General features: G+C 59.1%; 27 protein-coding genes and 1 tRNA gene. 18 read left to right on the forward strand and 10 right to left on the reverse strand.

Annotated elements, in window-relative coordinates; all coding sequences use genetic code 11:
* Nucleotides 1–205 precede the first annotated feature (205 nt).
* From ACCD02_RS07905 to ACCD02_RS07925, 5 genes are all read right to left on the reverse strand, one after another.
* On the reverse strand, nt 206–1,147 hold the full coding sequence (locus tag ACCD02_RS07905) for a FecR family protein (protein WP_413300105.1): 942 nt from the start codon (nt 1,145–1,147) through the stop codon (nt 206–208).
* Between the two features lie 37 nt (nt 1,148–1,184).
* Nucleotides 1,185–1,682, reverse strand: coding sequence for an RNA polymerase sigma factor (locus tag ACCD02_RS07910; protein WP_413300107.1), 498 nt, complete (start codon nt 1,680–1,682; stop codon nt 1,185–1,187).
* Nucleotides 1,683–1,765: 83 nt separating this feature from the next.
* Nucleotides 1,766–2,506, reverse strand: a complete 741-nt coding sequence (locus ACCD02_RS07915; protein WP_413300109.1) for a zeta toxin family protein — start codon at nt 2,504–2,506, stop codon at nt 1,766–1,768.
* Nucleotides 2,484–2,756 carry a hypothetical protein gene (locus ACCD02_RS07920; RefSeq protein ID WP_413300111.1) on the reverse strand — a complete coding sequence of 91 codons (273 nt, stop codon included), beginning with the start codon at nt 2,754–2,756 and terminating at the stop codon, nt 2,484–2,486. Before ACCD02_RS07920 ends, ACCD02_RS07915 begins: the two co-directional genes overlap by 23 nt.
* 148 nt (nt 2,757–2,904) lie before the next feature.
* Nucleotides 2,905–3,150, reverse strand: a complete 246-nt coding sequence (locus tag ACCD02_RS07925) for a hypothetical protein (RefSeq protein WP_413300113.1) — start codon at nt 3,148–3,150, stop codon at nt 2,905–2,907.
* Between the two features lie 256 nt (nt 3,151–3,406).
* Between ACCD02_RS07925 and ACCD02_RS07930 the strand changes: the two genes are divergently transcribed.
* Nucleotides 3,407–4,795, forward strand: a complete 1,389-nt coding sequence (locus tag ACCD02_RS07930) for a methyl-accepting chemotaxis protein (RefSeq protein WP_413300282.1) — start codon at nt 3,407–3,409, stop codon at nt 4,793–4,795.
* Nucleotides 4,796–4,803: 8 nt separating this feature from the next.
* Here ACCD02_RS07930 and ACCD02_RS07935 read toward each other — a convergent pair whose 3' ends face one another.
* The 4 genes from ACCD02_RS07935 to ACCD02_RS07950 form a co-directional block, all read right to left on the reverse strand.
* Nucleotides 4,804–5,328 carry a DUF4303 domain-containing protein gene (locus ACCD02_RS07935; protein WP_413300115.1) on the reverse strand — a complete coding sequence of 175 codons (525 nt, stop codon included), beginning with the start codon at nt 5,326–5,328 and terminating at the stop codon, nt 4,804–4,806.
* Nucleotides 5,316–5,717, reverse strand: coding sequence for a hypothetical protein (locus ACCD02_RS07940; RefSeq protein ID WP_413300117.1), 402 nt, complete (start codon nt 5,715–5,717; stop codon nt 5,316–5,318). Before ACCD02_RS07940 ends, ACCD02_RS07935 begins: the two co-directional genes overlap by 13 nt.
* Nucleotides 5,718–5,743: 26 nt before the next feature.
* Nucleotides 5,744–6,241 (reverse strand): SMI1/KNR4 family protein, encoded by a 498-nt coding sequence (locus ACCD02_RS07945; protein ID WP_413300119.1) that lies wholly within the window; start codon nt 6,239–6,241, stop codon nt 5,744–5,746.
* A 256-nt stretch (nt 6,242–6,497) separates the two neighbouring features.
* Nucleotides 6,498–6,582, reverse strand: a tRNA-Leu gene (locus tag ACCD02_RS07950).
* A gap of 117 nt (nt 6,583–6,699) precedes the next feature.
* Between ACCD02_RS07950 and queA the strand changes: the two genes are divergently transcribed.
* From queA to ACCD02_RS07980, 6 genes are all read left to right on the forward strand, one after another.
* Nucleotides 6,700–7,764 carry a tRNA preQ1(34) S-adenosylmethionine ribosyltransferase-isomerase QueA gene (queA, locus tag ACCD02_RS07955; protein WP_413300121.1) on the forward strand — a complete coding sequence of 355 codons (1,065 nt, stop codon included), beginning with the start codon at nt 6,700–6,702 and terminating at the stop codon, nt 7,762–7,764.
* Nucleotides 7,765–7,769: 5 nt separating this feature from the next.
* Nucleotides 7,770–8,885 carry a tRNA guanosine(34) transglycosylase Tgt gene (tgt, locus tag ACCD02_RS07960; protein ID WP_413300284.1) on the forward strand — a complete coding sequence of 372 codons (1,116 nt, stop codon included), beginning with the start codon at nt 7,770–7,772 and terminating at the stop codon, nt 8,883–8,885.
* Nucleotides 8,886–8,935: 50 nt separating this feature from the next.
* The gene (gene yajC, locus ACCD02_RS07965; RefSeq protein ID WP_259105898.1) at nt 8,936–9,271 is read left to right on the forward strand and encodes a preprotein translocase subunit YajC; all 336 of its coding nucleotides are present in this window, start codon (nt 8,936–8,938) and stop codon (nt 9,269–9,271) included.
* 64 nt (nt 9,272–9,335) lie between these two features.
* Nucleotides 9,336–11,204 carry a protein translocase subunit SecD gene (gene secD / locus ACCD02_RS07970; protein ID WP_413300123.1) on the forward strand — a complete coding sequence of 623 codons (1,869 nt, stop codon included), beginning with the start codon at nt 9,336–9,338 and terminating at the stop codon, nt 11,202–11,204.
* A 9-nt stretch (nt 11,205–11,213) separates the two neighbouring features.
* Nucleotides 11,214–12,122 carry a protein translocase subunit SecF gene (gene secF / locus ACCD02_RS07975; protein WP_413300125.1) on the forward strand — a complete coding sequence of 303 codons (909 nt, stop codon included), beginning with the start codon at nt 11,214–11,216 and terminating at the stop codon, nt 12,120–12,122.
* Nucleotides 12,123–12,230: 108 nt separating this feature from the next.
* Nucleotides 12,231–12,782, forward strand: a complete 552-nt coding sequence (locus tag ACCD02_RS07980) for a glycine zipper 2TM domain-containing protein (RefSeq protein ID WP_413300127.1) — start codon at nt 12,231–12,233, stop codon at nt 12,780–12,782.
* 173 nt (nt 12,783–12,955) lie between these two features.
* Here the strand turns inward: ACCD02_RS07980 and suhB are convergent, their stop codons facing one another.
* Nucleotides 12,956–13,771, reverse strand: coding sequence for an inositol-phosphate phosphatase (gene suhB, locus ACCD02_RS07985; RefSeq protein ID WP_413300129.1), 816 nt, complete (start codon nt 13,769–13,771; stop codon nt 12,956–12,958).
* A gap of 194 nt (nt 13,772–13,965) precedes the next feature.
* On the opposite strand from suhB, the gene trmJ reads away from it, so the two are divergent.
* The 11 genes from trmJ to ndk all read left to right on the forward strand — a co-directional run bounded on the left by trmJ (nt 13,966) and on the right by ndk (nt 21,807).
* A complete protein-coding gene (trmJ, locus tag ACCD02_RS07990; protein ID WP_413300131.1) occupies nt 13,966–14,739 on the forward strand; it encodes a tRNA (cytosine(32)/uridine(32)-2'-O)-methyltransferase TrmJ in 774 nt (257 codons plus the stop codon).
* The gene (gene cysE / locus ACCD02_RS07995) at nt 14,739–15,530 is read left to right on the forward strand and encodes a serine O-acetyltransferase (protein WP_413300133.1); all 792 of its coding nucleotides are present in this window, start codon (nt 14,739–14,741) and stop codon (nt 15,528–15,530) included. Before trmJ ends, cysE begins: the two co-directional genes overlap by 1 nt.
* Nucleotides 15,531–15,694: 164 nt before the next feature.
* Nucleotides 15,695–16,186, forward strand: a complete 492-nt coding sequence (iscR, locus tag ACCD02_RS08000) for a Fe-S cluster assembly transcriptional regulator IscR (protein ID WP_413300135.1) — start codon at nt 15,695–15,697, stop codon at nt 16,184–16,186.
* Nucleotides 16,187–16,230: 44 nt separating this feature from the next.
* Complete coding sequence (locus tag ACCD02_RS08005; RefSeq protein ID WP_413300137.1) at nt 16,231–17,445, forward strand: IscS subfamily cysteine desulfurase; 1,215 nt, start codon at nt 16,231–16,233, stop codon at nt 17,443–17,445.
* Between the two features lie 89 nt (nt 17,446–17,534).
* Nucleotides 17,535–17,921, forward strand: a complete 387-nt coding sequence (gene iscU / locus ACCD02_RS08010; protein ID WP_259105889.1) for a Fe-S cluster assembly scaffold IscU — start codon at nt 17,535–17,537, stop codon at nt 17,919–17,921.
* Nucleotides 17,922–17,963: 42 nt separating this feature from the next.
* Nucleotides 17,964–18,287, forward strand: coding sequence for an iron-sulfur cluster assembly protein IscA (gene iscA / locus ACCD02_RS08015; protein WP_413300139.1), 324 nt, complete (start codon nt 17,964–17,966; stop codon nt 18,285–18,287).
* Between the two features lie 8 nt (nt 18,288–18,295).
* Nucleotides 18,296–18,817, forward strand: a complete 522-nt coding sequence (gene hscB, locus ACCD02_RS08020) for a co-chaperone HscB (RefSeq protein WP_413300141.1) — start codon at nt 18,296–18,298, stop codon at nt 18,815–18,817.
* Nucleotides 18,818–18,862: 45 nt separating this feature from the next.
* Nucleotides 18,863–20,725 carry a Fe-S protein assembly chaperone HscA gene (gene hscA, locus ACCD02_RS08025; RefSeq protein WP_413300143.1) on the forward strand — a complete coding sequence of 621 codons (1,863 nt, stop codon included), beginning with the start codon at nt 18,863–18,865 and terminating at the stop codon, nt 20,723–20,725.
* Between the two features lie 3 nt (nt 20,726–20,728).
* Nucleotides 20,729–21,070, forward strand: coding sequence for an ISC system 2Fe-2S type ferredoxin (gene fdx / locus ACCD02_RS08030; protein ID WP_413300145.1), 342 nt, complete (start codon nt 20,729–20,731; stop codon nt 21,068–21,070).
* Nucleotides 21,071–21,084: 14 nt separating this feature from the next.
* A complete protein-coding gene (gene iscX, locus ACCD02_RS08035; protein WP_413300147.1) occupies nt 21,085–21,285 on the forward strand; it encodes a Fe-S cluster assembly protein IscX in 201 nt (66 codons plus the stop codon).
* Nucleotides 21,286–21,381: 96 nt separating this feature from the next.
* A complete protein-coding gene (ndk, locus tag ACCD02_RS08040; protein WP_002552482.1) occupies nt 21,382–21,807 on the forward strand; it encodes a nucleoside-diphosphate kinase in 426 nt (141 codons plus the stop codon).
* Nucleotides 21,808–21,836: the final 29 nt, after the last annotated feature.

Genomic DNA, 21,836 nt, shown 5'->3' on the forward strand with positions numbered 1-21,836 from the left:
CATAACTGACTGAAATGAGGTGTGTCTGTGAGCGTCAATGTGTGGGAGCGAATGAATTGGCTCTGTCTGCATTAAGTGAATTATGTGGGAGCGGATTTATCCGCGAAGGGGCCAGTACATCCAACACATTGGCAGCGTCCGGAATAAAGCTTTCGCGAATGAATTCGCTCCCACAGAATTCGCTCACACCTCGTCTGCTTGAAGATCAGGCGGGATAAATCAAGGTCACCAGCTCGGTGTACTTCGTCGTACGCACCGATAACGCTTTGGAGAGTACATCGAGCATTTGATCCGGGCGGTTGAGGTTGAGGATCAAACTGACCCGCCGCGCCGCCAGTTGCTTGTCCGGGATAAAGATTTTTCCTTCACGCCAACGTTGCAGCTCATTGACCACAGCAAGCAGCGGCTTGTCGAAGAACACCAGACGACCGTTGCGCCAGGCCAGTACCTGATCCAGATCGGCATGTTGAATGGCTTCGGTCTGCCCGGCGCTGAAACGCAGGGACAGGCCTTCTTCAACATCGGTCTGCTGATTGGCTGTGATCACCCGCACGCTCTTGCGGCTCACCGCCAACGTCGCCGTGGCCTCCTCGCACGACAGGCAGAACTCGCCCTCACGGGTCGCCACCTTGCCGGCTTCGGTACTCACCATCAGCTCGTTGTCAGCGCCCGGTGCCACCGTGAAAAACACCTCGCCCTGCAGCAGTTGCAAAGCGCGCTTGTTCGACGAGAAATCCATGTTCAGCGCAGTATTGCCCGCCAGTTCGACGCTCGAACCATCCGGCAGACGCACCGTGCGACGCTCGCCCACGGCCGTACGTACATCGGCAAACGGCGAGCCGATGCCCTTGAGCCACAAGGTCGTGGCCCCAGTGGCAACCGCCGCCGCGCTGGCCGCAACACCCAGCCCGACAAAACGCCGCCGCGACAGTTGCGCACGAACCACCGGCGCTCGCGGGCGCAACAGGGTAGCCGAGGCCGACCAGAGGTTTTCCAGTTCGGCATAGGCCTGGGCATGGCGAGGGTCGGCGGCAATCCATGCAGCCAATTGCTCGCGCTCGGCCTGAGTCGGCTCGCCGCCATTGATCAGGGCAAACCAGGCGCTGGCCTGATGGCTGATATCGTCGGGCGAAGAGGAGGGATTCATAGGCTGATCAGTTCAACGTCGCGCAGGAAGCGGGCGTTCATTTGGACATACCCTGCTTCAATAAATCCAGCGCCTTGACCATGCGGCTGTAAGCCGTTTTCGGTGAAATCTCCAAGCGCTCGCCAATATCCGCATACGTCATGCCCTCGACCCGCACCATGAGAAACACCTCGCGGCAACTCTCGGGCATGCTCTGAATCACCTCGTTCAGCGTGGCCAGCTGTTGGTTGGCAATGGCCGCTTGCTCAAGGGTGGGGGTCTGTTGCTCGGCGTTGATCACGTCCTCCTGATCCAGCGACTCACCTTTGCGATGGCCTTGGCGGCGAGTGTGATCGATAAACAGATTGCGCGCGGCGCGGAACAGATAGGCGCGAAAATTTTCGATACGCGCACGACCCATCTGCTCGGACAGGCGAATGAAGGTGTCCTGCGTCAGGTCGGCAGCTGTCTCTTTGCAGCGCAAGCGACGGTCCAGGTAGTCCTGAATTTCCGCGCGATGGGCGAGATAGAGCGCCTTGAGGTCTGAACCGGACATACAGCCACCTTAGCTGGCCTGGGAGCGAGGGCGGCAAAATAACATAAATGAGAATTGTTTGTATCTTTGTCGGAGGGAGGTTGTCAGCTGTCAACTTTGTTCGTATAGGCTTCGAAGAACCAATCCGGAATGTCTTCCGTCCGATAGTCGAGTTGCGTGCCGCTTGTTATCTCAGCAAGCAGAACTGAGCTGTCGCCCGAGTTATCAAAGATATAGGCTCGGTCGGTGGTGGCAATCGCCTCAGGCAACAAACCCAATGATTTTACGTACCGCTCTCTTACTTTCTGGGGGGCCACGGGATGTCCTCCTCCCTGAACGCGGATGTTCACGCGGTCCAGGTTGATGTCAGGATCTTCCGTTGAAACAAAGTACAGGTAGGTGCGATATCCGGCGGCGCGAGCATCGCGCATGAATTCGACTTTGCTTGGGTGAGACATTACTGTTTCAAAGGTAAAGCTTGCTCTGCTGTCTAGCAGGTATTGGCGGATAAAGTCCGCCATGACCGAAGCAAAATACGAGTCTATTTTGACCGCGCGATAGTCAACTTTGCCATCGATCAGACCGAGCTGTGTAACCTGTTCGATCAAGCCTTTTTTGATCAGCAGATAGTGTTCGGCGTGAAAAGCCAAGAGTTCTGAAAGTGCGGGATTGAGGCCAAAAGCAGATAAGTCGACGAACCCGGTGGTTTTCGCTTCTTTTTCGAGTTCGTCAGCGTTTACATAAGTCTTGATCAGCGCGGGTGACAGGGTTTCTTTAATGGTGCTTTTGCCTGATCCGTTGGGGCCAGCGAAAACACGCAGTCTAGGCACCTGCCTGTCCCGCATCGACTCGACGGACGGTGATGACCTCTCCGACCTTGACCCTGTGACGTGGCTTGGCTTTAGCTACGACGGTTTTATTGCCGTCCTGAGAGATGCGAACCAGATTGCCAGCGTCGATGCACAGAACGCCTTGCGGGTTTGCTGCCAGCGCTCTGACGTGAGCGACATGCGTTGCTGTCGAGGCCAGGCCGGGTACCTGACTTTCCAGAATGTCCAGTTCACTGTCAGAAACTGTGTTTGGTTGTACATTCATTGAGACTCTCCGGGCGTATATGCGTAGCTGCGCTTCCAGGTGAGATGATACCGCCGATGAGGGGCTTACAAAAGCTACACGGTTACCGCACGCACATGCCGGACTTGCAGCGGCCACTGGCACCATGTGCTGAAAGTGAGCGAGGACGCTACTGCTCATCGATAGTTGAATCCAGCGTTGACGCCGGATCGCCCGCATTTCCCTTTGACGTCGATTCATCCAACCCCGACTCCGACGCCAGTGGCTCATTACTCCCCGGCAGCGACTCGGTATCCCCGCCTTTCTTGTGCCCCAGATCTCCCTGGGCATCAGGATAAAGCCCGTCCTCGGTGTCGCCGGTTCTGGCTGCCGGGCCCTGATAAGCGCTTTCCGGTTCGTTGTCTTGCATTGCCATGACGGCTCTCCCGTAGCTGGCGCGGCACATCCGCACATGGCATTGAGAGAGATTCGGCAGCCGAGGAGTGCCCGCCAGTGGACGAACGGACGCGGGGCCAATGCACCAATAACAACCGTACCGCGCTGAAAAACCGCCAAACAGGGGCACTAAGTTCACCCGTTTCGCGCGCTTGAACGATTCAGTAACACTTCAGGTGATGGCATTGTGATTGCAAGCGCCCATGCAACCATCAGGAGATTTACGAATGTTGCTAATGCGCGCACGGAAACGCCGGCTTCAGGACGATGATGCCCTGAATCTGCTTTGTGACGACCTTGACCTGACAGTGCAACTGTCCGGGCAACAGCCTTTGAACAATCGCCTGAACGGCTTTACCAAGACCCTGCATGAACGCCTGGCCGAAAGCCTCGCGGCGTCGGTATCCATCGCCTCCCATGCCCCGGAGCTGGCACGCATCGCCACGGAAACCGAAGCCAGCGGCCAGACCCTGGCCCAGGCCTCCGAATTGATCGCCAGTGCCAGCGAGCAGGTCAGCACTTCTCTGGACTCTGAACTGGTACCCGGCGCGGCTCAGGTCGCCCGGTTGGCCACTGAAGTCAGTGCCACACTGCGGCAATGCCAGCAGACCGGCAATGAAGTACTGAGCCAGGTCGAGGCCATCGGTGCCAGTGAGCTGAAACTCGAAGAGGTCATTGGGCAGCTGTTCGGGCAACTGGAGGAGGTCAGCCAGGTCCTCGGTGTCATCGCCAGTATTTCCCAGCAGACCAACCTGCTCGCTCTCAACGCCGCCATCGAAGCGGCGCGGGCAGGGGAGCACGGTCGCGGCTTTGCCGTAGTCGCCGACGAGGTCCGCCGCCTGGCCGGGCACACCACTGAATCGACCTCACGGGTCAGCCAGATCATCGAGCGCTTCCGCTCCGACATGGACCAGCTCGGCGCCGCCGGCCAGAAAATGCACCTGGCCGTCGCCGATGGCCGCGAAGGCATGACCCGCATGGGTCAGGACCTCAACAGCACGCAAGTGGCCATGGAAGAACTGGACAAGCGCGTCGGCGGCATCGCCTCCGGCACCGAACACATCGGCATCGCCGTGCACGCGATCAACCGCGACGTACAGAATATCGCCAGCGTCTCAGCCGATCTGTTGGGCAAGGCCGGACAAGTCCTGACTCACAGCGCTGCCGTGCGCGCCAGTGGCGATCACCTGTTGGCCGGCCTTGGCGGCTTCCGCCTGCAGATTCACAAAGACGTGCAAGCCAGCGTCGAACGCCTGGCCATGGAGGCCGCGCTGCATGGCGACATCGCCAACGCTGAACGCTTCATGCGCGATACCCTGCAACGGGACAACCGCTTCGAACTGCTGTACCTGGTCGGCAGCGATGGCGTACAGATCAGCGAAAACGTCTTCGCCGACGCCGACCATGCCGGTGAAAGCTGCCGTGGGCGCAACTGGTCGCAACGGCCATGGTTCCGCACGGTGGCGGAGCAGCTGAGCAGCCATATCACGCCGGTTTATCGGTCATCGGCGACGGATCACTTCTGCCTGACCATTTCCGTGCCGGTGTTTGCCGCCAACGGGCAATTGCAGCGGGTGCTGGCGGCGGATGTGCGGTTGTCGGCGTTGATTCAGGCGGACTCATAAAGCCTGCGTCAGCGCTGGCTCCAGGTCATTGTCCAGGCTTTGAACTCATGTGCTTGCTCAGGATTGTTCAGGGCCGTGATCCAGGCCATTTCATCTTTCAGGCTTTGGTAGTCAGAGACTGAAAACACGCAAATGGCCCCCTTGAACGCTGAAGATGCGATGGGCTTCAAGGCCTCGACACAGTGTTCGAAGACCTGGTTACGATGCTGGATGAAGTCTTCGTCGCGGACAGAGTCGGCCAGGCGCCACAGCATCCGCGACAGCTCATTGAAGTGTTCTCCACCGAAGGCTTCATGGCTCCATTCGGCAGGCGACCATTTGAAGTATTGCCAATCATCAGGGTTTTGCGCCTGCATACGCATCAGGTGGTCCGGCGTATTGAAGGCCGGCACCAGCGTCCGCGCATCGCCATCCGAGTACAGGGCAAAGCCACAGACCTCGGTATCGGGATGGTCATTGCGAAATTGCGCGATGGCTTTGTTGCAGGCTGCCTGGATATCCCGCTGGAAGTGTTCGTTGATCAGGATCGACATGGGGCAGCCTCTGAATATGCGTTCAATTCGCTGACGACAGTCGTAACCAGTGCCTCTAGCGACGCAAAGATCTCGGCGTCTGCGATATCGGGGCAGCCTGCGTCCAGCAGATAAAAGTTCGTCATCGATGCTCGATCAAGCAATATCAGTCGTCCTCCGGAATCATCACCAATCAACAGATGATCAGGGAAGTAATCAGCGATCTCGTAGGTCTGCTGCCGCTCGATTAACTCGGCGGTCGAATAAATCCTGATCAGATCTTCGATCATTGCGCCGTCGCTGATCGCCCAGAAGGCGGCTAGCCAGGACGCTGGAGGTATGTCTGACAGCGTGGCAATGGCGTTGATGTGCTCAGTGATGGCAGGCGGGTTCTTTTCAGTCAGGTTCATATTCGTCCCGGTAAGTCACAGCGGTTCTACGCCTGCACGCAGCTATCAAATGGTTCGAAATCCCGCTCGGTAAAAGCTTCGGTCAGGATATTCGAACTGCACAACCATTCGATGGCTTCGACCAAGCCGTTCCCCGCCACCAGTGCCGCTTCGCTGTGGCGCGGCAGAACGTAAATTCGATCCGGGTCATCAGGATGAATGATGAGCTCGTCGCCATCATAGGTGTCGCCAATGATGACGCACTGTAAAGCCTTCTCCTTGGGCATCAGTGCCTTGTCTTCATCCCAGAACCAGTACTGGTTAATACGGGCCAGCCACTGAGCCTGGCTGTTTTCGCCGTGCATGATCTGATGAGGCGGGTAGATCCGCACATACACACCGCCGAGAATTCCCTCGCCAAACTGTGTGACGTATTCGCGGTAACCACTTGGAAACCGGATGCCCAACGCTGCTTGTGCCTGATCGACCTCTGCCGCTGTCGACAGTACGAGCGGGCCGCCTTTGACCGTGATGTTTTCAAACATGGCGCATGTCCTTTATGCCGAAGCATTTGAGAGCGCTTTTGAAAACGATGGTTCATTGCTGGCGTATACGGAGGGTGGTCAAAAAATGCGCATCACGACTTCGATGCAATGGGGAGCTAGAGGCCGTAGGTGACGTCATGCGCGACATCACGAATCGTGCGGGTGGACGGTGATTCATGCAGGCACAAAAAAACCGCCGTAAGTGGCGGTTTTATTGGGTTTCCGGGGCATGCGGGTGCATGTGGAAACGTTTGAGTGGTGCCCCGAGGGAGAATCGAACTCCCACTTCTTTCGAAAACGGATTTTGAATCCGCCGCGTCTACCAATTCCGCCATCAGGGCTCAATGGCGGCGAAGTATAGAGAGGGTCCGACTGTCGGTCAACCTTGATTAGTGAGGGTTTTTTACTAATTCCGTCAAACCGGCTAAACTCCCCGGCCCTGCGAGACGAACCCCATCATGCGCGTTGCTGACTTTACCTTCGATCTTCCCGATGCCCTGATCGCCCGCCATCCCCTGGCCGAGCGTCGTGGCAGCCGCCTGTTGACCCTGGATGGGCCGACGGGGGCGCTGGCTCACCGTCAATTCACTGATTTGCTGGAGCATGTGCGCCCCGGCGATTTGATGGTGTTCAACAATACCCGGGTGATTCCGGCGCGGTTGTTCGGACAGAAGGCGTCCGGCGGCAAGCTGGAGATCCTTGTGGAGCGGGTGCTGGATACGCATCGCGTGCTGGCCCATGTGCGCTCGAGCAAGTCGCCCAAGCCGGGTTCGTCGATCCTGATTGATGGCGGTGGCGAGGCCGAGATGGTCGTACGCCATGACACGCTGTTCGAGCTGCGCTTTGCCGAGCCGGTATTGCCACTGCTCGAGCGGGTCGGGCATATGCCGTTGCCTCCTTATATAGACAGGCCCGACGAGAGCGCCGACCGCGAGCGTTATCAGACCGTGTACGCCCAGCGAGCCGGTGCGGTGGCGGCGCCGACGGCGGGGCTGCATTTCGATCAGGCGCTGTTGGATGCGATTGCGGCCAAGGGCGTGGAGAGCGCTTTTGTGACTTTGCATGTCGGCGCGGGGACTTTCCAGCCGGTGCGGGTCGAGCGTCTGGAAGATCACCATATGCACAGCGAGTGGCTGGAGGTCGGCCAGGATGTGGTCGACGCCGTGGCCGCCTGCCGTGCCCGGGGCGGACGAGTGATTGCCGTGGGCACCACCAGCGTGCGTTCCCTGGAGAGTGCGGCCCGTGATGGCACATTGAAGCCGTTCAGTGGCGACACCGATATCTTTATTTTCCCCGGGCGGCCGTTCCATGTGGTCGATGCCCTGGTGACCAATTTCCATCTGCCTGAATCCACATTGCTGATGCTGGTTTCGGCGTTCGCCGGTTATCCCGAGACCATGGCTGCCTACGCGGCGGCGGTCGAGCACGGTTACCGCTTCTTCAGTTACGGTGATGCGATGTTCATCACCCGCAATCCTGCGCCGACCGCTCCGAAGTCGTCGGACCCAGAGGATCTCGCATGAGTCGTATGTCTTTCGAGTTGTTGGCCACTGACGGCAAGGCCCGTCGTGGTCGCCTGACGTTCCCCCGTGGCGTGGTCGAGACCCCGGCGTTCATGCCGGTGGGCACCTATGGCACGGTCAAGGGCATGCTGCCCCGGGATATCGAGGCCATTGGCGCGCAGATCATACTTGGTAACACTTTTCACCTGTGGTTGCGTCCGGGCACTGAAGTGATCAAGGCCCACGGCGACCTGCACGATTTCATGAAGTGGCAAGGGCCGATTCTGACCGACTCCGGCGGTTTCCAGGTGTTCAGCCTCGGTGCAATGCGCAAGATCAAGGAGGAGGGCGTGACCTTCGCCTCGCCAGTGGACGGTGCCAAGGTGTTCATGGGGCCCGAAGAGTCGATGCAGGTGCAGCGCGACCTGGGCTCGGACATCGTCATGATTTTCGACGAATGCACGCCGTACCCGGCCGATGAAGACGTGGCGCGGGTGTCCATGGAGCTGTCGCTGCGTTGGGCCAAGCGCTCGAAGATCGCCCATGGCGACAATACCGCGGCGCTGTTCGGCATCGTTCAGGGTGGCATGCACGAGAACCTGCGTATGCGCTCCCTGGAAGGCCTTGACCAGATCGGCTTCGACGGCCTGGCCATTGGCGGGCTGTCGGTGGGCGAGCCCAAGCACGAGATGATCAAGGTGCTGGACTACCTGCCTGGCCAGATGCCAGCCGATAAACCACGCTACCTGATGGGCGTTGGCAAGCCGGAAGACCTGGTCGAGGGCGTGCGCCGTGGCGTCGATATGTTCGATTGCGTCATGCCGACCCGCAACGCGCGCAACGGTCACTTGTTCGTCGAGACCGGCGTGCTGAAAATCCGCAATGCGTTTCATCGCCATGATGATTCGCCGCTGGATTCGACCTGCGATTGCTACACCTGCCAGAACTTCTCCCGCGCTTATCTGCATCATTTGGACAAGTGCGGCGAAATGCTGGGGAGTATGCTCAATACGATCCACAATTTGCGCCATTACCAGGTGCTTATGGCTGGTTTGCGCGAGGCTATTCAACAGGGTACATTGGCCGCCTTTGTTGATGCCTTCTATGCCAAGCGCGGGCTTCCCGTGCCACCCATGGCTTGATGCAACACAGTATTTCGCTTCTTATTTAATATGTGCAATTGGAGTGCTACATGAGCTTTTTCATCTCTTCCGCTTTTGCGGATGCTGCTGCACCGGCTGCCGGTCCTGCGGCTTCGGGCTTTGAGTGGATCTTCCTGGTCGGCTTCCTGGTCATCTTCTACCTGATGATCTGGCGTCCACAGGCCAAGCGCGCCAAGGAGCAGAAGAACCTGCTCGGCAACCTGCAGAAAGGCGACGAAGTTGTCACCACCGGCGGTATCGCGGGCAAGATCACCAAAGTGACCGATGATTTCGTGGTCATCGAAGTGTCTGACACCGTTGAACTGAAAATCCAGAAGGGCGCCATTGCTGCCACCCTGCCAAAGGGCACCCTGAAAGCGATCTGATTTGCAGTTCTTTTACCAATCGACGGGGCGCGCAAGGCGCCCCGCGTTATAAGCGGGCGGCGTGATGCTGAACAAATATCCTCTGTGGAAATACGTCCTGATCCTGGCGGTGCTGGCGGTCGGCTTCATTTATTCCGCACCCAACCTCTACCCTGATGATCCGGCGATCCAGATCAGCGGTGCGAGCACGGCGTTGCACGTCACTCAGGCTGACGTGGATCGTGCCAGCAAGGCGCTGACCGATGCCGGCATTACCGTCAAGGGTGCGACCCTGGCCGAAACCGGCAAGGGCGGCCTGTTGCGTCTGAACAAGCAGGCAGACCAGCTGCCGGCCAAGGATGTCGTGCGCAAGGCCCTGGGCGACGACTATGTCGTGGCGCTCAACCTGGCCCAGACCACGCCGACCTGGCTGCGTCACCTGGGTGCGAGCCCGATGAAACTGGGTCTGGACTTGTCCGGTGGTGTGCACTTCCTGCTGGAAGTGGACATGGACAAAGCCATCGACGCCCGCCTGAAAGTGTATGAAGGCGAAGTCAAAAGCCTGCTGCGCAAGGAAAAAGTGCGCTACCGCAGCCTGCCGCCGATTGCCAATGGCATTCAGCTTGGCTTCAACGATGACACCGAACGTGAGCAGGCCCGTGGCCTGATCCGCAAGAATTCCACCGATTTCGATATAGTCCCGGCCGACCTGAACGGTATCCCGGTACTGCGCCTGGTCATGACCCAAGCCAAGATCGCCGAAATTCGCGAATACTCGATCAAGCAGAACCTGACCACTGTGCGTAACCGGGTCAACGAACTGGGTGTTGCCGAGCCGCTGGTACAGCGTCAGGGTGCCAACCGTATCGTGGTCGAGCTGCCGGGCGTGCAGGACACGGCCGAAGCCAAGCGTATTCTCGGCAAGACTGCCAACCTCGAGTTCCGTCTGGGTGCAGCGCCTGATGATTCGAAAGCCACTACCGAGATGTTCGAATTCCGCGAAGGCGGTCGTCCTGCCGCAGCGGTCGAGCGTGGCCTGATCATCACCGGTGACCAGGTCACCGACGCCAAGGCTGGTTTCGACGAGCACGGCAATCCACAGGTGAATATCAAGCTTGATAATCACGGTGGCGACCTGATGAGCCGCGCAACGCGCAGCAACGTCGGGCGCAGCATGGCGGTGATCTTCATCGAGCAGAAGCCGGTCACTACCTACACCAGGCAAGTGGTCGACGGCGTCGAGAAAGACGTGCCGGTCCAGACCTTCAAGGAAGAGAAGAAGATCATCAGCCTGGCGACCATCCAGTCGCCGCTGGGCAGCCAGTTCCGTATCACCGGCCTGAACGGCCAGGGCGAGTCCTCGGAGTTGGCACTGCTGCTGCGTGCCGGTGGTCTGGCCGCGCCGATGTACTTCGCTGAAGAGCGCACCATTGGCCCGAGCCTGGGTGCCGACAACATCACCAAGGGTATCGATGCATCCCTGTGGGGCATGCTGTTCGTGTCGTTGTTCATCATGGCCATCTACCGTTTCTTCGGTCTGATCGCGACGGTGGCTCTGGCCATCAACATGGTCCTGCTGCTGGCCCTGATGTCTCTGCTGGGTGCGACGCTGACCCTGCCGGGTATCGCTGGTATCGTTCTGACCATGGGTATGGCGGTGGACGCCAACGTGCTGATCTTCTCGCGGATACGCGAGGAGATTGCCAATGGCATGACCATCCAGCGAGCAATTAATGAAGGTTTCGGTCGTGCCTTTACGGCGATCCTCGATGCCAACCTGACGACGCTGCTGGTCGGCGGCATTCTCTTTGCGATGGGCACCGGCCCCGTCAAAGGTTTTGCCGTGACCATGTCGCTCGGGATCTTTACCTCGATGTTCACAGCCATCATGGTGACCCGCGCAATGGTCAACCTGATTTATGGCGGCCGTGACCTCAAGAAGTTGTGGATTTAAGGGGCTGCCATGAAAACTATCAACTTCATGGGCATTCGCAACATCGCGTTTGCCTTCACCATGCTGCTTACGGCCCTGGCCCTGTTCAGCTGCTTCCACAAGGGTCTCAACTACGGTCTGGACTTCACTGGCGGTACGCTCATCGAGCTGACCTACGAGCGTCCGGCAGACCTTGCCAAGGTTCGCGAAGAGCTGTTCGGTGCCGGCTACAAGGAAGCTGTGGTACAGAGCTTCGGCGCAACGACTGACCTGCTGGTCCGTATGCCTGGCGATGATCCGCAACTGGGCGCCCAGGTGGCTGACGCACTGCGCAAGGCGCAGGCGGATAACCCGGTGACCGTCAAGCGTGTCGAGTTCGTCGGCCCGCAGGTCGGCGAAGAGCTGCGTGACCAGGGTGGCATCGGCATGCTTCTGGCGCTGGGCGGCGTACTGATTTACCTGGCGTTCCGCTTCCAATGGAAGTTTGCGGTCGGCGCCATTGTCTCGCTGATCCACGACGTGATCGTGACCGTGGGTATCCTGTCGTTCTTCCAGGTTACCTTCGACCTGACGGTACTGGCGGCGGTACTGGCGATCATCGGTTACTCGCTCAACGACACCATCGTGGTATTCGACCGGGTTCGGGAGAACTTCCGTCTGCTGCGCAAGGCATCGCTGATCGAGAACATCAATATCTCTACCACCCAGACCCTGCTGCGTACCATGGCGACGTCGATCTCGACGCTGCTGGCCATCGTTGCCCTGTGGATCTTCGGCGGTGACAGCCTGCACGGTTTCTCCGTCGCACTGTTCATTGGTGTATTGGCGGGTACCTACTCGTCGATCTATATCGCCAACGTGGTGCTGATCTGGCTGAACCTGACCACTGAGGACCTGATTCCTCCGGTGGTGGCTGACAAGGTGGACGATCGTCCTTAACGGTTGTCCGTCTATTAAAAAAGCGCGAGTGTGAACTCGCGCTTTTTTTTGTGCTCCAAGGCTAGGCAATGCGTAAGAAATTGCGCCTAAGAAGGTCTGGAGGTTCACGTGAACAAGTCGTTGCTAGTTGGTGCTGTATTGGGTGCTGTCGGTGTTACCGCCGGTGGTGCTATTGCCGCCTATAGCCTCGTGAAAAGCGGCCCTGAATATGCGGATGTCGTCGCAGTGGAGCCCATCAAGGAACAAGTCAAAACTCCTCGCGAAGTCTGCAAGGATGTAGCCGTAACTCGTCGCGCGCCGGTCAAGGATGAGCATCAGATCGTCGGTAGCGTGATCGGTGCCGTGGCCGGTGGCTTGCTGGGTAACCAGATCGGCGGCGGTAACGGCAAGAAAATCGCCACGGTGGCCGGTGCGGTCGGTGGCGGCTATGCCGGTAACAAGGTGCAGGAAGGTATGCAGAATCGCGACACCTACACCACCACGCAAACCCGCTGCAACACGGTCAATGACATCAGCGACAAAGTTGTGGGTTATGACGTGAAGTACAAGTTGAATGACAAGTTTGGCCAGGTACGCATGGATCGCGACCCGGGGAGCCAGATTCCGGTGAACAAGGAAGGGCAGTTGATTCTGGGGCAGGCAGGGCAGCCTGCGCAGTAATTGATTGGGTGAAAATGTGTGGGAGCGAATTCATTCGCGAAAGCGGTGGTGCAGGCGATAAGGATGTAATGGCTGTACGGGCCTCTTCGCGAATGAATTCGCTCCCACAACAAATCACCTGTCGTGAGACACAAAAAAACCGGCCAAGGCCGGTTTTTTTGTTCCCGCAACAATCAGCGCTTAAGCGATGCTGGCAGGTGTGGAGCGATGGCTGTCAGCACAGCCTTGAAGCACTTGGTATTGCCGGCAACGATATGGCCTTTCTCAAGGAATTCGTGGCCACCGGTGAAGTCGCTGACCAGACCGCCTGCTTCCTGGATCAGCAGGGCGCCTGCTGCCATGTCCCACTCGGACAGGCCCGATTCCCAGAATGCGTCGAAACGACCGGCAGCCACGTAGGCCAGGTCCAGGCTCGCGGCGCCTGCGCGGCGGATGCCGGCGGTCTGGCCAACGAGGCTGCGGAACATGCCCAGGTAGTTTTCCAGGTTATCCATCTGGTTGTCGCGGAACGGGAAGCCGGTACCCAGCAGGGCGCCTTCCAGGCTCTTGCGCGGGCTGACGCGCAGACGACGGCCATTGAGTGCGGCGCCACGGCCACGGCTGGCGGTGAATTCTTCCTGGCGAACCGGGTCGAGGACTACGGCGTGTTCCAGGCGACCACGGTATTTGCAGGCGATGCTGACCGCGAAGTGCGGGATGCCGCGAACGAAGTTGGTGGTGCCGTCCAGCGGGTCGATGATCCACAGGTAATCAGTGCCTTCGCCGCTGCCCGCGTGCAGGCCGCTTTCTTCGCCGAGGATGCCGTGGGTAGGGTAAGCCTTGCGCAGAGCAGTGATGATGCTCTGTTCAGCTGCGCGATCGACTTCGGTTACGTAGTCTTTTGCGTCTTTTTCGTCGACCTTGATGGTATCCAGGCGCTCGATGGAGCGGAAGATCAATTCGCTGGCGCTGCGGGCGGCGCGCAGCGCGATATTCAGCATGGGCTGCATGGACGTTTCACCTGAGGTTGTTAAAGAGAGCCGGGCATTCTATTGATTGCGGCGGAATATTTCCAGCGTTGCGTTGTCGTTACAGCGTATGAGCGTCGTATGAAATGACCGACGGCCATGCAGGCGTTCATGGCGTTACGCGGGGTGGTTCTGTAAGATTTGTCCCCCCTGATCCCTATATAGAGCGCCTCGCCTTGTTGCAGAACATTCGTGTTGTCCTGGTCGGAACCAGCCACCCCGGCAATATCGGTGGGGCTGCGCGCGCCATGAAAAACATGGGGTTGTCGCGCCTGGTGCTGGTCGATCCCAAGGTGTTCCCATCGCCGGAAGCTTCGGCCCGGGCTTCGGGTGCCGACGATATCCTTCAGCGTACTCAAGTGGTCGCCACCCTCGAGGAAGCGCTGGCCGGTTGCACGCTGGTGTTGGGCACCAGTGCCCGTGATCGCAGTCTGCCGTGGCCTTTGCTCGATCCCCGCGAGTCCGGTGTATTGGTCGCCGAACAAGCGGGTCAGGGCGCCGAAGTGGCGCTGGTGTTTGGTCGTGAGCACGCCGGCCTGACCAATGACGAGCTGCAGCGATGTCATTATCACGTACATATCCCGTCCGATCCGTCGTTCAGTTCCCTCAACCTGGCTGCCGCAGTGCAGGTCCTCAGTTATGAGGTGCGCATGTCGTGGCTGGCAGCCCAGGCCCAGGCGACGCCGGATCAAAGCAATACAGTGACGCCAGTGCGTAACGCCGATCTGGCGACGATGGATGAAATGGAAGGGTTTTACGGACACCTGGAATCGACCCTGGTCGCCATCGGTTTCCTTGATCCTGAAAAGCCTCGTCACCTGATGGCGCGCCTGCGTCGACTCTACGGTCGCAGCGAAGTGGAAAAGTCGGAGCTGAGCATTCTGCGCGGCGTCCTGACCGAGACCCAGAAAGCTGCACGTGGTGAACCTTATAAGCGCAAGGATCAATAATGTTCGAACGTCTGCGAGAAGATATTCAAAGTGTGTTTCATCGTGACCCTGCCGCGCGCAACGCCTTTGAAGTGCTGACCTGCTACCCGGGCATGCACGCCATCTGGCTGCATCGCCTGGGGCATATCCTGTGGCGCAACAACTGGAAGTGGCTGGCGCGCGTAGTCTCGAACTTCGGTCGCTGGCTGACCGGTATCGAGATTCATCCGGGGGCCAAGGTCGGTCGGCGCTTCTTTATTGATCACGGCATGGGCATTGTCATCGGTGAAACCGCCGAGATCGGCAATGACGTGACCCTGTATCAGGGCGTGACCCTGGGCGGCACCAGCTGGAACAAGGGCAAACGCCATCCGACGCTGGAAGATGGTGTAGTCGTGGGGGCGGGCGCCAAGGTGCTGGGCCCGTTCACGGTCGGTGCTGGGGCCAAGATCGGCTCCAATGCGGTGGTCACCAAGGCGGTGCCAGCCGGCGCTACTGCGGTGGGCATTCCGGCGCGGATCATCGTCAAGTCCGACGATGCCGTGGAAGCCAAGCGCAAGGCCATCGCCGAGAAGCTGGGCTTCGATGCCTATGGTGTCAGCGAAGACATGCCCGATCCGGTCGCCCGGGCCATCGGCCAGTTGCTCGATCATCTGCAAGCGGTTGACGGGCGTCTGGAGGGTATGTGCGGGGCTCTGACCAGGCTGGGCAGTGACTATTGTGCCGGGGAGCTGCCCGAATTGCGCGACGAAGTCTTCGACTGCGTGAAGGATGACGCCGAGGCCAAGATCGTTGAGGTCAAGGTCGGCTAGAGGAAAGGCAGCAGCGCATGGGGCATGTCAATGTGCCCCATCGTTTGCTATGCTACTGCCGCTCTTTTGCGCTCAATCCCGACTATTTTGCTTGGTCTTATAGTTGACTTAAATACTCGGGAATAGCATACTCGCTCCTATCCCGAACCCCCGTGGTACACGCCATGCGACTGACTACAAAAGGCCGATACGCTGTGACCGCCATGCTTGATCTGGCGTTGCACGCGCAGCACGGGCCAGTGTCCCTGGCCGATATTTCCGAGCGACAGGGGATTTCCTTGTCCTACCTCGAGCAACTGTTCGCCAAGCTGCGTCGCAGCAATCTGGTTTCCAGTGTCCGTGGTCCGGGAGGCGGCTACCAGCTGTCCCGTGACATGCGTGGCATCCAGGTGGCGCAGGTGGTCGACGCGGTCAATGAATCGGTCGATGCGACCCGTTGCCAGGGCCTTGGCGATTGCCATGCCGGTGACACCTGCCTGACCCACCACTTGTGGTGCGACCTCAGTGCACAGATTCACGAGTTTCTGAGCGGTATCAGTCTGGCCGACCTTGTCACTCGCCGTGAGGTACAAGAAGTCGCCCAGCGCCAGGACCAGCGCCGTTGCTCAAGCAAGACGCCGCAACTGGGTAAGATTGAAACGTCCGCCGTCGAATGAACGCAGATGAATGAGCGGTGCGCCTGCCTGATAGGAGAGATTCAATGAGATTGCCGATTTACCTCGATTATTCCGCGACGACTCCGGTTGATCCGCGTGTCGCCCAGAAGATGAGCGAATGCCTGCTGGTGGACGGAAACTTCGGTAACCCGGCCTCGCGCTCCCACGTTTTCGGCTGGAAAGCCGAAGAGTCAGTCGAGAACGCCCGCCGTCAGGTGGCCGATCTGGTCAACGCCGACCCTCGCGAAATCGTCTGGACTTCCGGTGCAACCGAGTCCGACAACCTGGCGATCAAGGGTGCAGCGCACTTCTACGCCAGCAAAGGCAAGCACCTGATCACCTCCAAGATCGAGCACAAGGCTGTCCTGGACACCATGCGCCAACTGGAGCGTGAAGGCTTCGAAGTGACCTATCTGGATCCGGGCGAAGACGGCCTGATCACGCCGGCCATGGTTGAAGCGGCCCTGCGCGAAGACACCATTCTGGTGTCGATCATGCACGTGAACAACGAAATCGGCACCGTCAACGACATCGCCGCCCTCGGTGAGCTGACCCGCTCCCGTGGCGTGCTGTTCCACGTCGACGCTGCCCAGTCCACCGGTAAAGTCGAGATCGACCTGAGCAAGCTCAAGGTCGACATGATGTCCTTCTCGGCCCACAAGACTTACGGCCCTAAAGGCATCGGTGCGCTGTACGTCAGCCGCAAGCCGCGTGTGCGCATCGAAGCGACCATGCACGGTGGCGGTCACGAGCGCGGCATGCGTTCCGGCACTCTGGCCACCCACCAGATCGTCGGCATGGGTGAAGCCTTCCGTATTGCCAAGGAAGAAATGGCCGCCGAAAACGTGCGCCTGAAAGCCTTGAGCGATCGTTTCTACAAGCAGGTCGAAAACCTGGAAGAGCTGTACGTCAATGGCAGCATGACTGCCCGTGTACCGCACAACCTGAACCTGAGCTTCAACTATGTCGAAGGCGAGTCGCTGATCATGGCGCTCAAGGATCTGGCGGTTTCCTCTGGTTCCGCCTGCACCTCGGCGTCCCTGGAGCCTTCCTACGTCTTGCGCGCCCTTGGTCGTAATGACGAGCTGGCCCATAGCTCGATACGCTTCACCTTCGGCCGCTTTACCACCGAAGAAGAGATCGATTATGCCGCGCAGAAAGTCTGCGAGGCCGTTACCAAGCTGCGCGCCTTGTCGCCGCTGTGGGATATGTACAAAGACGGTGTCGACATCTCCAAGATCGAGTGGGCGGCGCACTAATTCAAGCCGCCTACCGAACGGGTCATGACGGTCCTGCAAGATTGAACATGACCCGCAGAGCGGCACCCTGATGTGAGAGGAAACGAATCATGGCTTACAGCGAAAAGGTCATCGACCACTACGAGAACCCGCGTAACGTCGGCAAGATGGACGCGGAAGATCCAGACGTAGGCACCGGCATGGTCGGCGCTCCGGCGTGCGGCGACGTTATGCGCCTGCAGATCAAGGTCAACGAGCAGGGCATCATCGAAGATGCCAAGTTCAAGACCTACGGCTGCGGTTCGGCTATCGCCTCCAGCTCCCTGGCGACCGAGTGGATGAAAGGCAAGACTCTGGATGAAGCAGAGACCATCAAGAACACTCAGCTGGCCGAAGAACTGGCCCTGCCGCCGGTGAAGATCCACTGCTCGGTACTCGCCGAAGACGCCATCAAGGCCGCCGTTCGCGACTACAAGCAGAAGAAAGGCCTGCTGTAAGCAGCCGCTTTTCCCCACGCTTGCGCTAAGTAAGGAGTTTTCATGTCTATCAGCATGACAGAAGCTGCCGCCAACCACGTACGTCGCTCCCTCGAAGGGCGCGGCAAGGGTGACGGCATTCGTCTGGGTGTTCGCACCACGGGCTGTTCGGGTCTGGCCTATGTGCTGGAGTTCGTCGACGAGGCGGCCGGTGAAGACACCGTGTTCGAGATGTTCGGCGTCAAGATCATCATCGATCCGAAAAGCCTGGTCTACCTCGATGGCACTGAACTGGATTTCGTCAAGGAAGGGTTGAACGAAGGCTTCAAGTTCAACAACCCCAACTCGCGCGGTGAATGTGGCTGCGGCGAAAGCTTCAACGTCTGAGGCTGAACGTGGGTACTCCTTGTCATTTCGCCCTGTTCGATCTCCAGCCCGGTTTCCGCCTGGATCTTGAACAGTTGGCCACCCGCTACCGCGAATTGGCGCGTAGCGTGCACCCCGATCGCTTTGCCGACGCTTCCGAGCGTGAGCAGCGCGTTGCGCTTGAGCGTTCCGCCAGCCTCAACGAAGCCTACCAGACCCTCAAGAGTGCGCCGAAACGGGCGCGTTACCTGTTGGCCATTGGGGGCAGTGAGGTGCCGCTGGAAGTCACCGTGCAAGATCCCGAGTTCCTGATGCAGCAGATGCAATGGCGCGAAGAGCTTGAGGAACTGCAGGACGATGCGGATCTGGCGGGAGTTGCCGTGTTCAAGCGGCGGCTGAAAGTGGCTCAGGAGCAGTTGGGCGAAAGTTTTGCCGCCTGTTGGGATGACGCAGCGCAACGCGACCAGGCCGAACGCCTGATGCGGCGCATGCAGTTCCTCGACAAGCTCTCTTATGAAGTGCGCCAGCTGGAAGAGCGCCTCGACGACTAACCCCGTGTCGCCCTTGGGCGGCGCGCCTGTGATGTTCAGATAAGCATGGCTCTACTGCAGATCGCCGAACCCGGCCAAAGTCCTCAACCCCATCAGCGCCGTCTGGCTGTGGGAATCGACCTGGGCACCACCAATTCGCTGGTCGCTGCGTTACGCAGTGGTCTTTCCGAGCCCCTGGCCGACGCTGAAGGCCGGGTCATCCTGCCTTCGGCCGTGCGCTATCACGCCGATCGTGTGGAAGTCGGGCAGTCGGCCAAGGCTGCCGCGTCCATTGACCCGTTCAACACCGTGCTGTCGGTCAAGCGCCTGATGGGTCGCGGTCTGGCTGACGTCAAGCAATTGGGTGAGCAACTGCCTTACCGCTTCGTCGGCGGCGAATCCCATATGCCGTTCATTGATACGGTGCAGGGGCCGAAAAGTCCGGTGGAAGTCTCGGCCGACATCCTCAAGGTCCTGCGCCAGCGCGCCGAACAGACCTTGGGTGGCGAACTGGTCGGGGCGGTAATCACGGTTCCCGCGTATTTCGATGATGCCCAGCGCCAGGCCACCAAGGACGCTGCGCGTCTTGCCGGCCTGAACGTGCTGCGCCTGCTCAACGAGCCGACTGCGGCTGCCGTGGCCTATGGCCTGGATCAGCATGCCCAGGGCGTTGTAGCTATTTATGACCTGGGTGGCGGTACTTTTGATATTTCCATCCTGCGCCTGACGGGCGGTGTGTTCGAAGTGCTGGCCACCGGTGGCGACAGCGCCCTGGGTGGTGATGATTTCGACCACGCCATCGCCAGCTGGATCGTCAGCTCGGCCGGTTTGTCCGCCGATATCGACCCTTCTGCCCAGCGCAGCCTGTTGCAGGTAGCCTGCGCGGCAAAAGAAGCCCTGACCGACGCGGCGTCGGTTGAAGTTGCCTACGGCGACTGGAAAGGCGAGCTGACTCGCGATGCGTTTAACGGCCTGATCGAGTCGATGCTGGCCCGTAGCCTGAAAGCCTGCCGTCGTGCTGTACGCGATGCCGGTATTGAAATTGAAGAAGTCGAAGCCGTGGTCATGGTCGGCGGTTCGACCCGTGTTCCTCGCGTGCGTGAAGCCGTGGGCGAACTGTTCGGGCGCAAGCCGCTGACCGAAATCGATCCGGATCAAGTGGTGGCCATCGGGGCCGCGATCCAGGCCGATACTCTCGCCGGCAACAAGCGTGATGGCGAAGAATTGCTGTTGCTGGACGTGATTCCGCTGTCCCTGGGGCTGGAAACCATGGGCGGCCTGATGGAGAAGGTGATTCCGCGCAACACCACCATCCCCGTCGCCCGCGGCCAGGACTTCACCACTTATAAAGACGGCCAGACGGCCATGATGATCCATGTCCTGCAGGGTGAGCGCGAGCTGATCAGCGATTGCCGCTCCCTGGCGCGCTTCGAGCTGCGCGGTATCCCGGCGATGGTGGCCGGTGCCGCGAAGATCCGTGTGACCTTCCAGGTTGATGCCGATGGCCTGCTTAACGTGTCCGCCCGTGAGCTGGGGTCGGGCGTCGAGTCGAGCATCCAGGTCAAGCCGTCCTACGGCCTGACCGACGGTGAAATCGCCCGCATGCTCAAGGATTCGTTCCAGTACGCCAGCGACGACAAGGTCGCTCGGGTCCTGCGTGAGCAGCAGGTGGACGCCGAGCGTCTGCTGGAGGCCGTACAGGGTGCCCTGGAGGCTGATGGCGAGCGTCTGCTTGATGCCGAAGAGCGCATGGTCATCGAATTGCAGATGGATGAACTCCGTGAATTGATGCAAGGCACCGATGGTCCGGCCATCGAGCAGCAGACCAAGCGTCTGTCGCAAGTGACCGACGCATTTGCAGCCCGCCGCCTGGATTCGACGGTCAAGGCCGCACTGGCAGGGCGCAATCTGAATGAAATCGAGGAATAACTGATGCCGCAGGTCATATTTCTGCCACACGCCGAGCACTGCCCGGACGGTATGGTTGTCGAGGCCGAGGAAGGCAAATCCATCCTCGAAGTGGCCCACGACAACCATATCGAGATCGAGAGCGCTTGCGGCGGTGTCTGCGCCTGCACCACTTGTCACTGCATCATCCGTGAGGGTTTTGACTCGCTGGAAGAAGCCGACGAGCTGGAAGAGGACTATCTTGATCGTGCGTGGGGCCTGGAAGCGCAGTCACGCCTGGCCTGCCAAGCCAGGGTCGGCAGTGAAGACCTGACCGTCGAGATCCCGAAATATTCGCTCAACCATGCGGCCGAAGCGCCGCATTGATTCAAGGAACGGTCATGAGCCTGAAATGGGTTGATGTACAGGAAATTGCGATTCAGTTGGCCGAAAGGCATCCGGATATCGATCCCCTCTCTGTGAATTTCGTCAAGTTGCGCAATCTGGTCATGGAATTGCCGGATTTCGACGATGTTCCCGACCGAGGCGGAGAAAAGGTACTGGAAGCCATTCAGACCTTATGGATCGAAGAGGCCGACTAACGGTCTGCAACGCATAGCAGTTAGGCAATACTCAAGAACCCGCGTATAATTCGCGGGTTTAATTTTTCGCTTTAATCACAGTTTCTGGAGTTTCACATGGCTGTTCAACGTACTTTCTCGATCATCAAGCCTGACGCCGTTGCTAAAAACGTAATCGGCGAGATCACCACTCGTTTCGAAAAAGCCGGCCTGCGCGTCGTTGCTTCGAAACTCAAGCAACTGTCCAAGGCTGAAGCTGAAGGCTTCTACGCTGAGCACAGCGCTCGCGGTTTCTTCGGCGACCTGGTTGCTTTCATGATCTCCGGTCCGGTTGTTGTTCAGGTTCTGGAAGGCGAAAACGCTATCGCTCTGAACCGCGAGCTGATGGGCGCTACCAACCCTAAAGAAGCTGCTGCCGGCACCATCCGCGCTGACTTCGCCGACTCCATCGACGCCAACGCTGTTCACGGTTCCGACTCGGAAGCCGCTGCTGCCCGCGAAATCTCGTACTTCTTCGCTGCTACCGAAGTAACCGCTCGATAAGACTCTGGTCTACGAGCGAAGGTGAATTC

Source organism: Pseudomonas sp. Pseusp88 (genome assembly GCF_047303955.1).
Classification (GTDB): domain Bacteria; phylum Pseudomonadota; class Gammaproteobacteria; order Pseudomonadales; family Pseudomonadaceae; genus Aquipseudomonas.

What these genes read in the sequence shown, in the direction of transcription:
- ACCD02_RS07905 (WP_413300105.1), bottom strand. Translation starts at nt 1,147, where the DNA reads ATGAATCCCTCCTCTTCGCCCGACGATATCAGCCATCAGGCCAGCGCC.
- ACCD02_RS07910 (WP_413300107.1), bottom strand. Translation starts at nt 1,682, where the DNA reads ATGTCCGGTTCAGACCTCAAGGCGCTCTATCTCGCCCATCGCGCGGAA.
- ACCD02_RS07915 (WP_413300109.1), bottom strand. Translation starts at nt 2,506, where the DNA reads ATGCGGGACAGGCAGGTGCCTAGACTGCGTGTTTTCGCTGGCCCCAAC.
- ACCD02_RS07920 (WP_413300111.1), bottom strand. Translation starts at nt 2,756, where the DNA reads ATGAATGTACAACCAAACACAGTTTCTGACAGTGAACTGGACATTCTG.
- ACCD02_RS07925 (WP_413300113.1), bottom strand. Translation starts at nt 3,150, where the DNA reads ATGGCAATGCAAGACAACGAACCGGAAAGCGCTTATCAGGGCCCGGCA.
- ACCD02_RS07930 (WP_413300282.1), top strand. Translation starts at nt 3,407, where the DNA reads ATGCGCGCACGGAAACGCCGGCTTCAGGACGATGATGCCCTGAATCTG.
- ACCD02_RS07935 (WP_413300115.1), bottom strand. Translation starts at nt 5,328, where the DNA reads ATGTCGATCCTGATCAACGAACACTTCCAGCGGGATATCCAGGCAGCC.
- ACCD02_RS07940 (WP_413300117.1), bottom strand. Translation starts at nt 5,717, where the DNA reads ATGAACCTGACTGAAAAGAACCCGCCTGCCATCACTGAGCACATCAAC.
- ACCD02_RS07945 (WP_413300119.1), bottom strand. Translation starts at nt 6,241, where the DNA reads ATGTTTGAAAACATCACGGTCAAAGGCGGCCCGCTCGTACTGTCGACA.
- queA (WP_413300121.1), top strand. Translation starts at nt 6,700, where the DNA reads ATGCGCGTTGCTGACTTTACCTTCGATCTTCCCGATGCCCTGATCGCC.
- tgt (WP_413300284.1), top strand. Translation starts at nt 7,770, where the DNA reads ATGTCTTTCGAGTTGTTGGCCACTGACGGCAAGGCCCGTCGTGGTCGC.
- yajC (WP_259105898.1), top strand. Translation starts at nt 8,936, where the DNA reads ATGAGCTTTTTCATCTCTTCCGCTTTTGCGGATGCTGCTGCACCGGCT.
- secD (WP_413300123.1), top strand. Translation starts at nt 9,336, where the DNA reads ATGCTGAACAAATATCCTCTGTGGAAATACGTCCTGATCCTGGCGGTG.
- secF (WP_413300125.1), top strand. Translation starts at nt 11,214, where the DNA reads ATGAAAACTATCAACTTCATGGGCATTCGCAACATCGCGTTTGCCTTC.
- suhB (WP_413300129.1), bottom strand. Translation starts at nt 13,771, where the DNA reads ATGCAGCCCATGCTGAATATCGCGCTGCGCGCCGCCCGCAGCGCCAGC.
- cysE (WP_413300133.1), top strand. Translation starts at nt 14,739, where the DNA reads ATGTTCGAACGTCTGCGAGAAGATATTCAAAGTGTGTTTCATCGTGAC.
- iscR (WP_413300135.1), top strand. Translation starts at nt 15,695, where the DNA reads ATGCGACTGACTACAAAAGGCCGATACGCTGTGACCGCCATGCTTGAT.
- ACCD02_RS08005 (WP_413300137.1), top strand. Translation starts at nt 16,231, where the DNA reads ATGAGATTGCCGATTTACCTCGATTATTCCGCGACGACTCCGGTTGAT.
- iscU (WP_259105889.1), top strand. Translation starts at nt 17,535, where the DNA reads ATGGCTTACAGCGAAAAGGTCATCGACCACTACGAGAACCCGCGTAAC.
- iscA (WP_413300139.1), top strand. Translation starts at nt 17,964, where the DNA reads ATGTCTATCAGCATGACAGAAGCTGCCGCCAACCACGTACGTCGCTCC.
- hscA (WP_413300143.1), top strand. Translation starts at nt 18,863, where the DNA reads ATGGCTCTACTGCAGATCGCCGAACCCGGCCAAAGTCCTCAACCCCAT.
- fdx (WP_413300145.1), top strand. Translation starts at nt 20,729, where the DNA reads ATGCCGCAGGTCATATTTCTGCCACACGCCGAGCACTGCCCGGACGGT.
- iscX (WP_413300147.1), top strand. Translation starts at nt 21,085, where the DNA reads ATGAGCCTGAAATGGGTTGATGTACAGGAAATTGCGATTCAGTTGGCC.
- ndk (WP_002552482.1), top strand. Translation starts at nt 21,382, where the DNA reads ATGGCTGTTCAACGTACTTTCTCGATCATCAAGCCTGACGCCGTTGCT.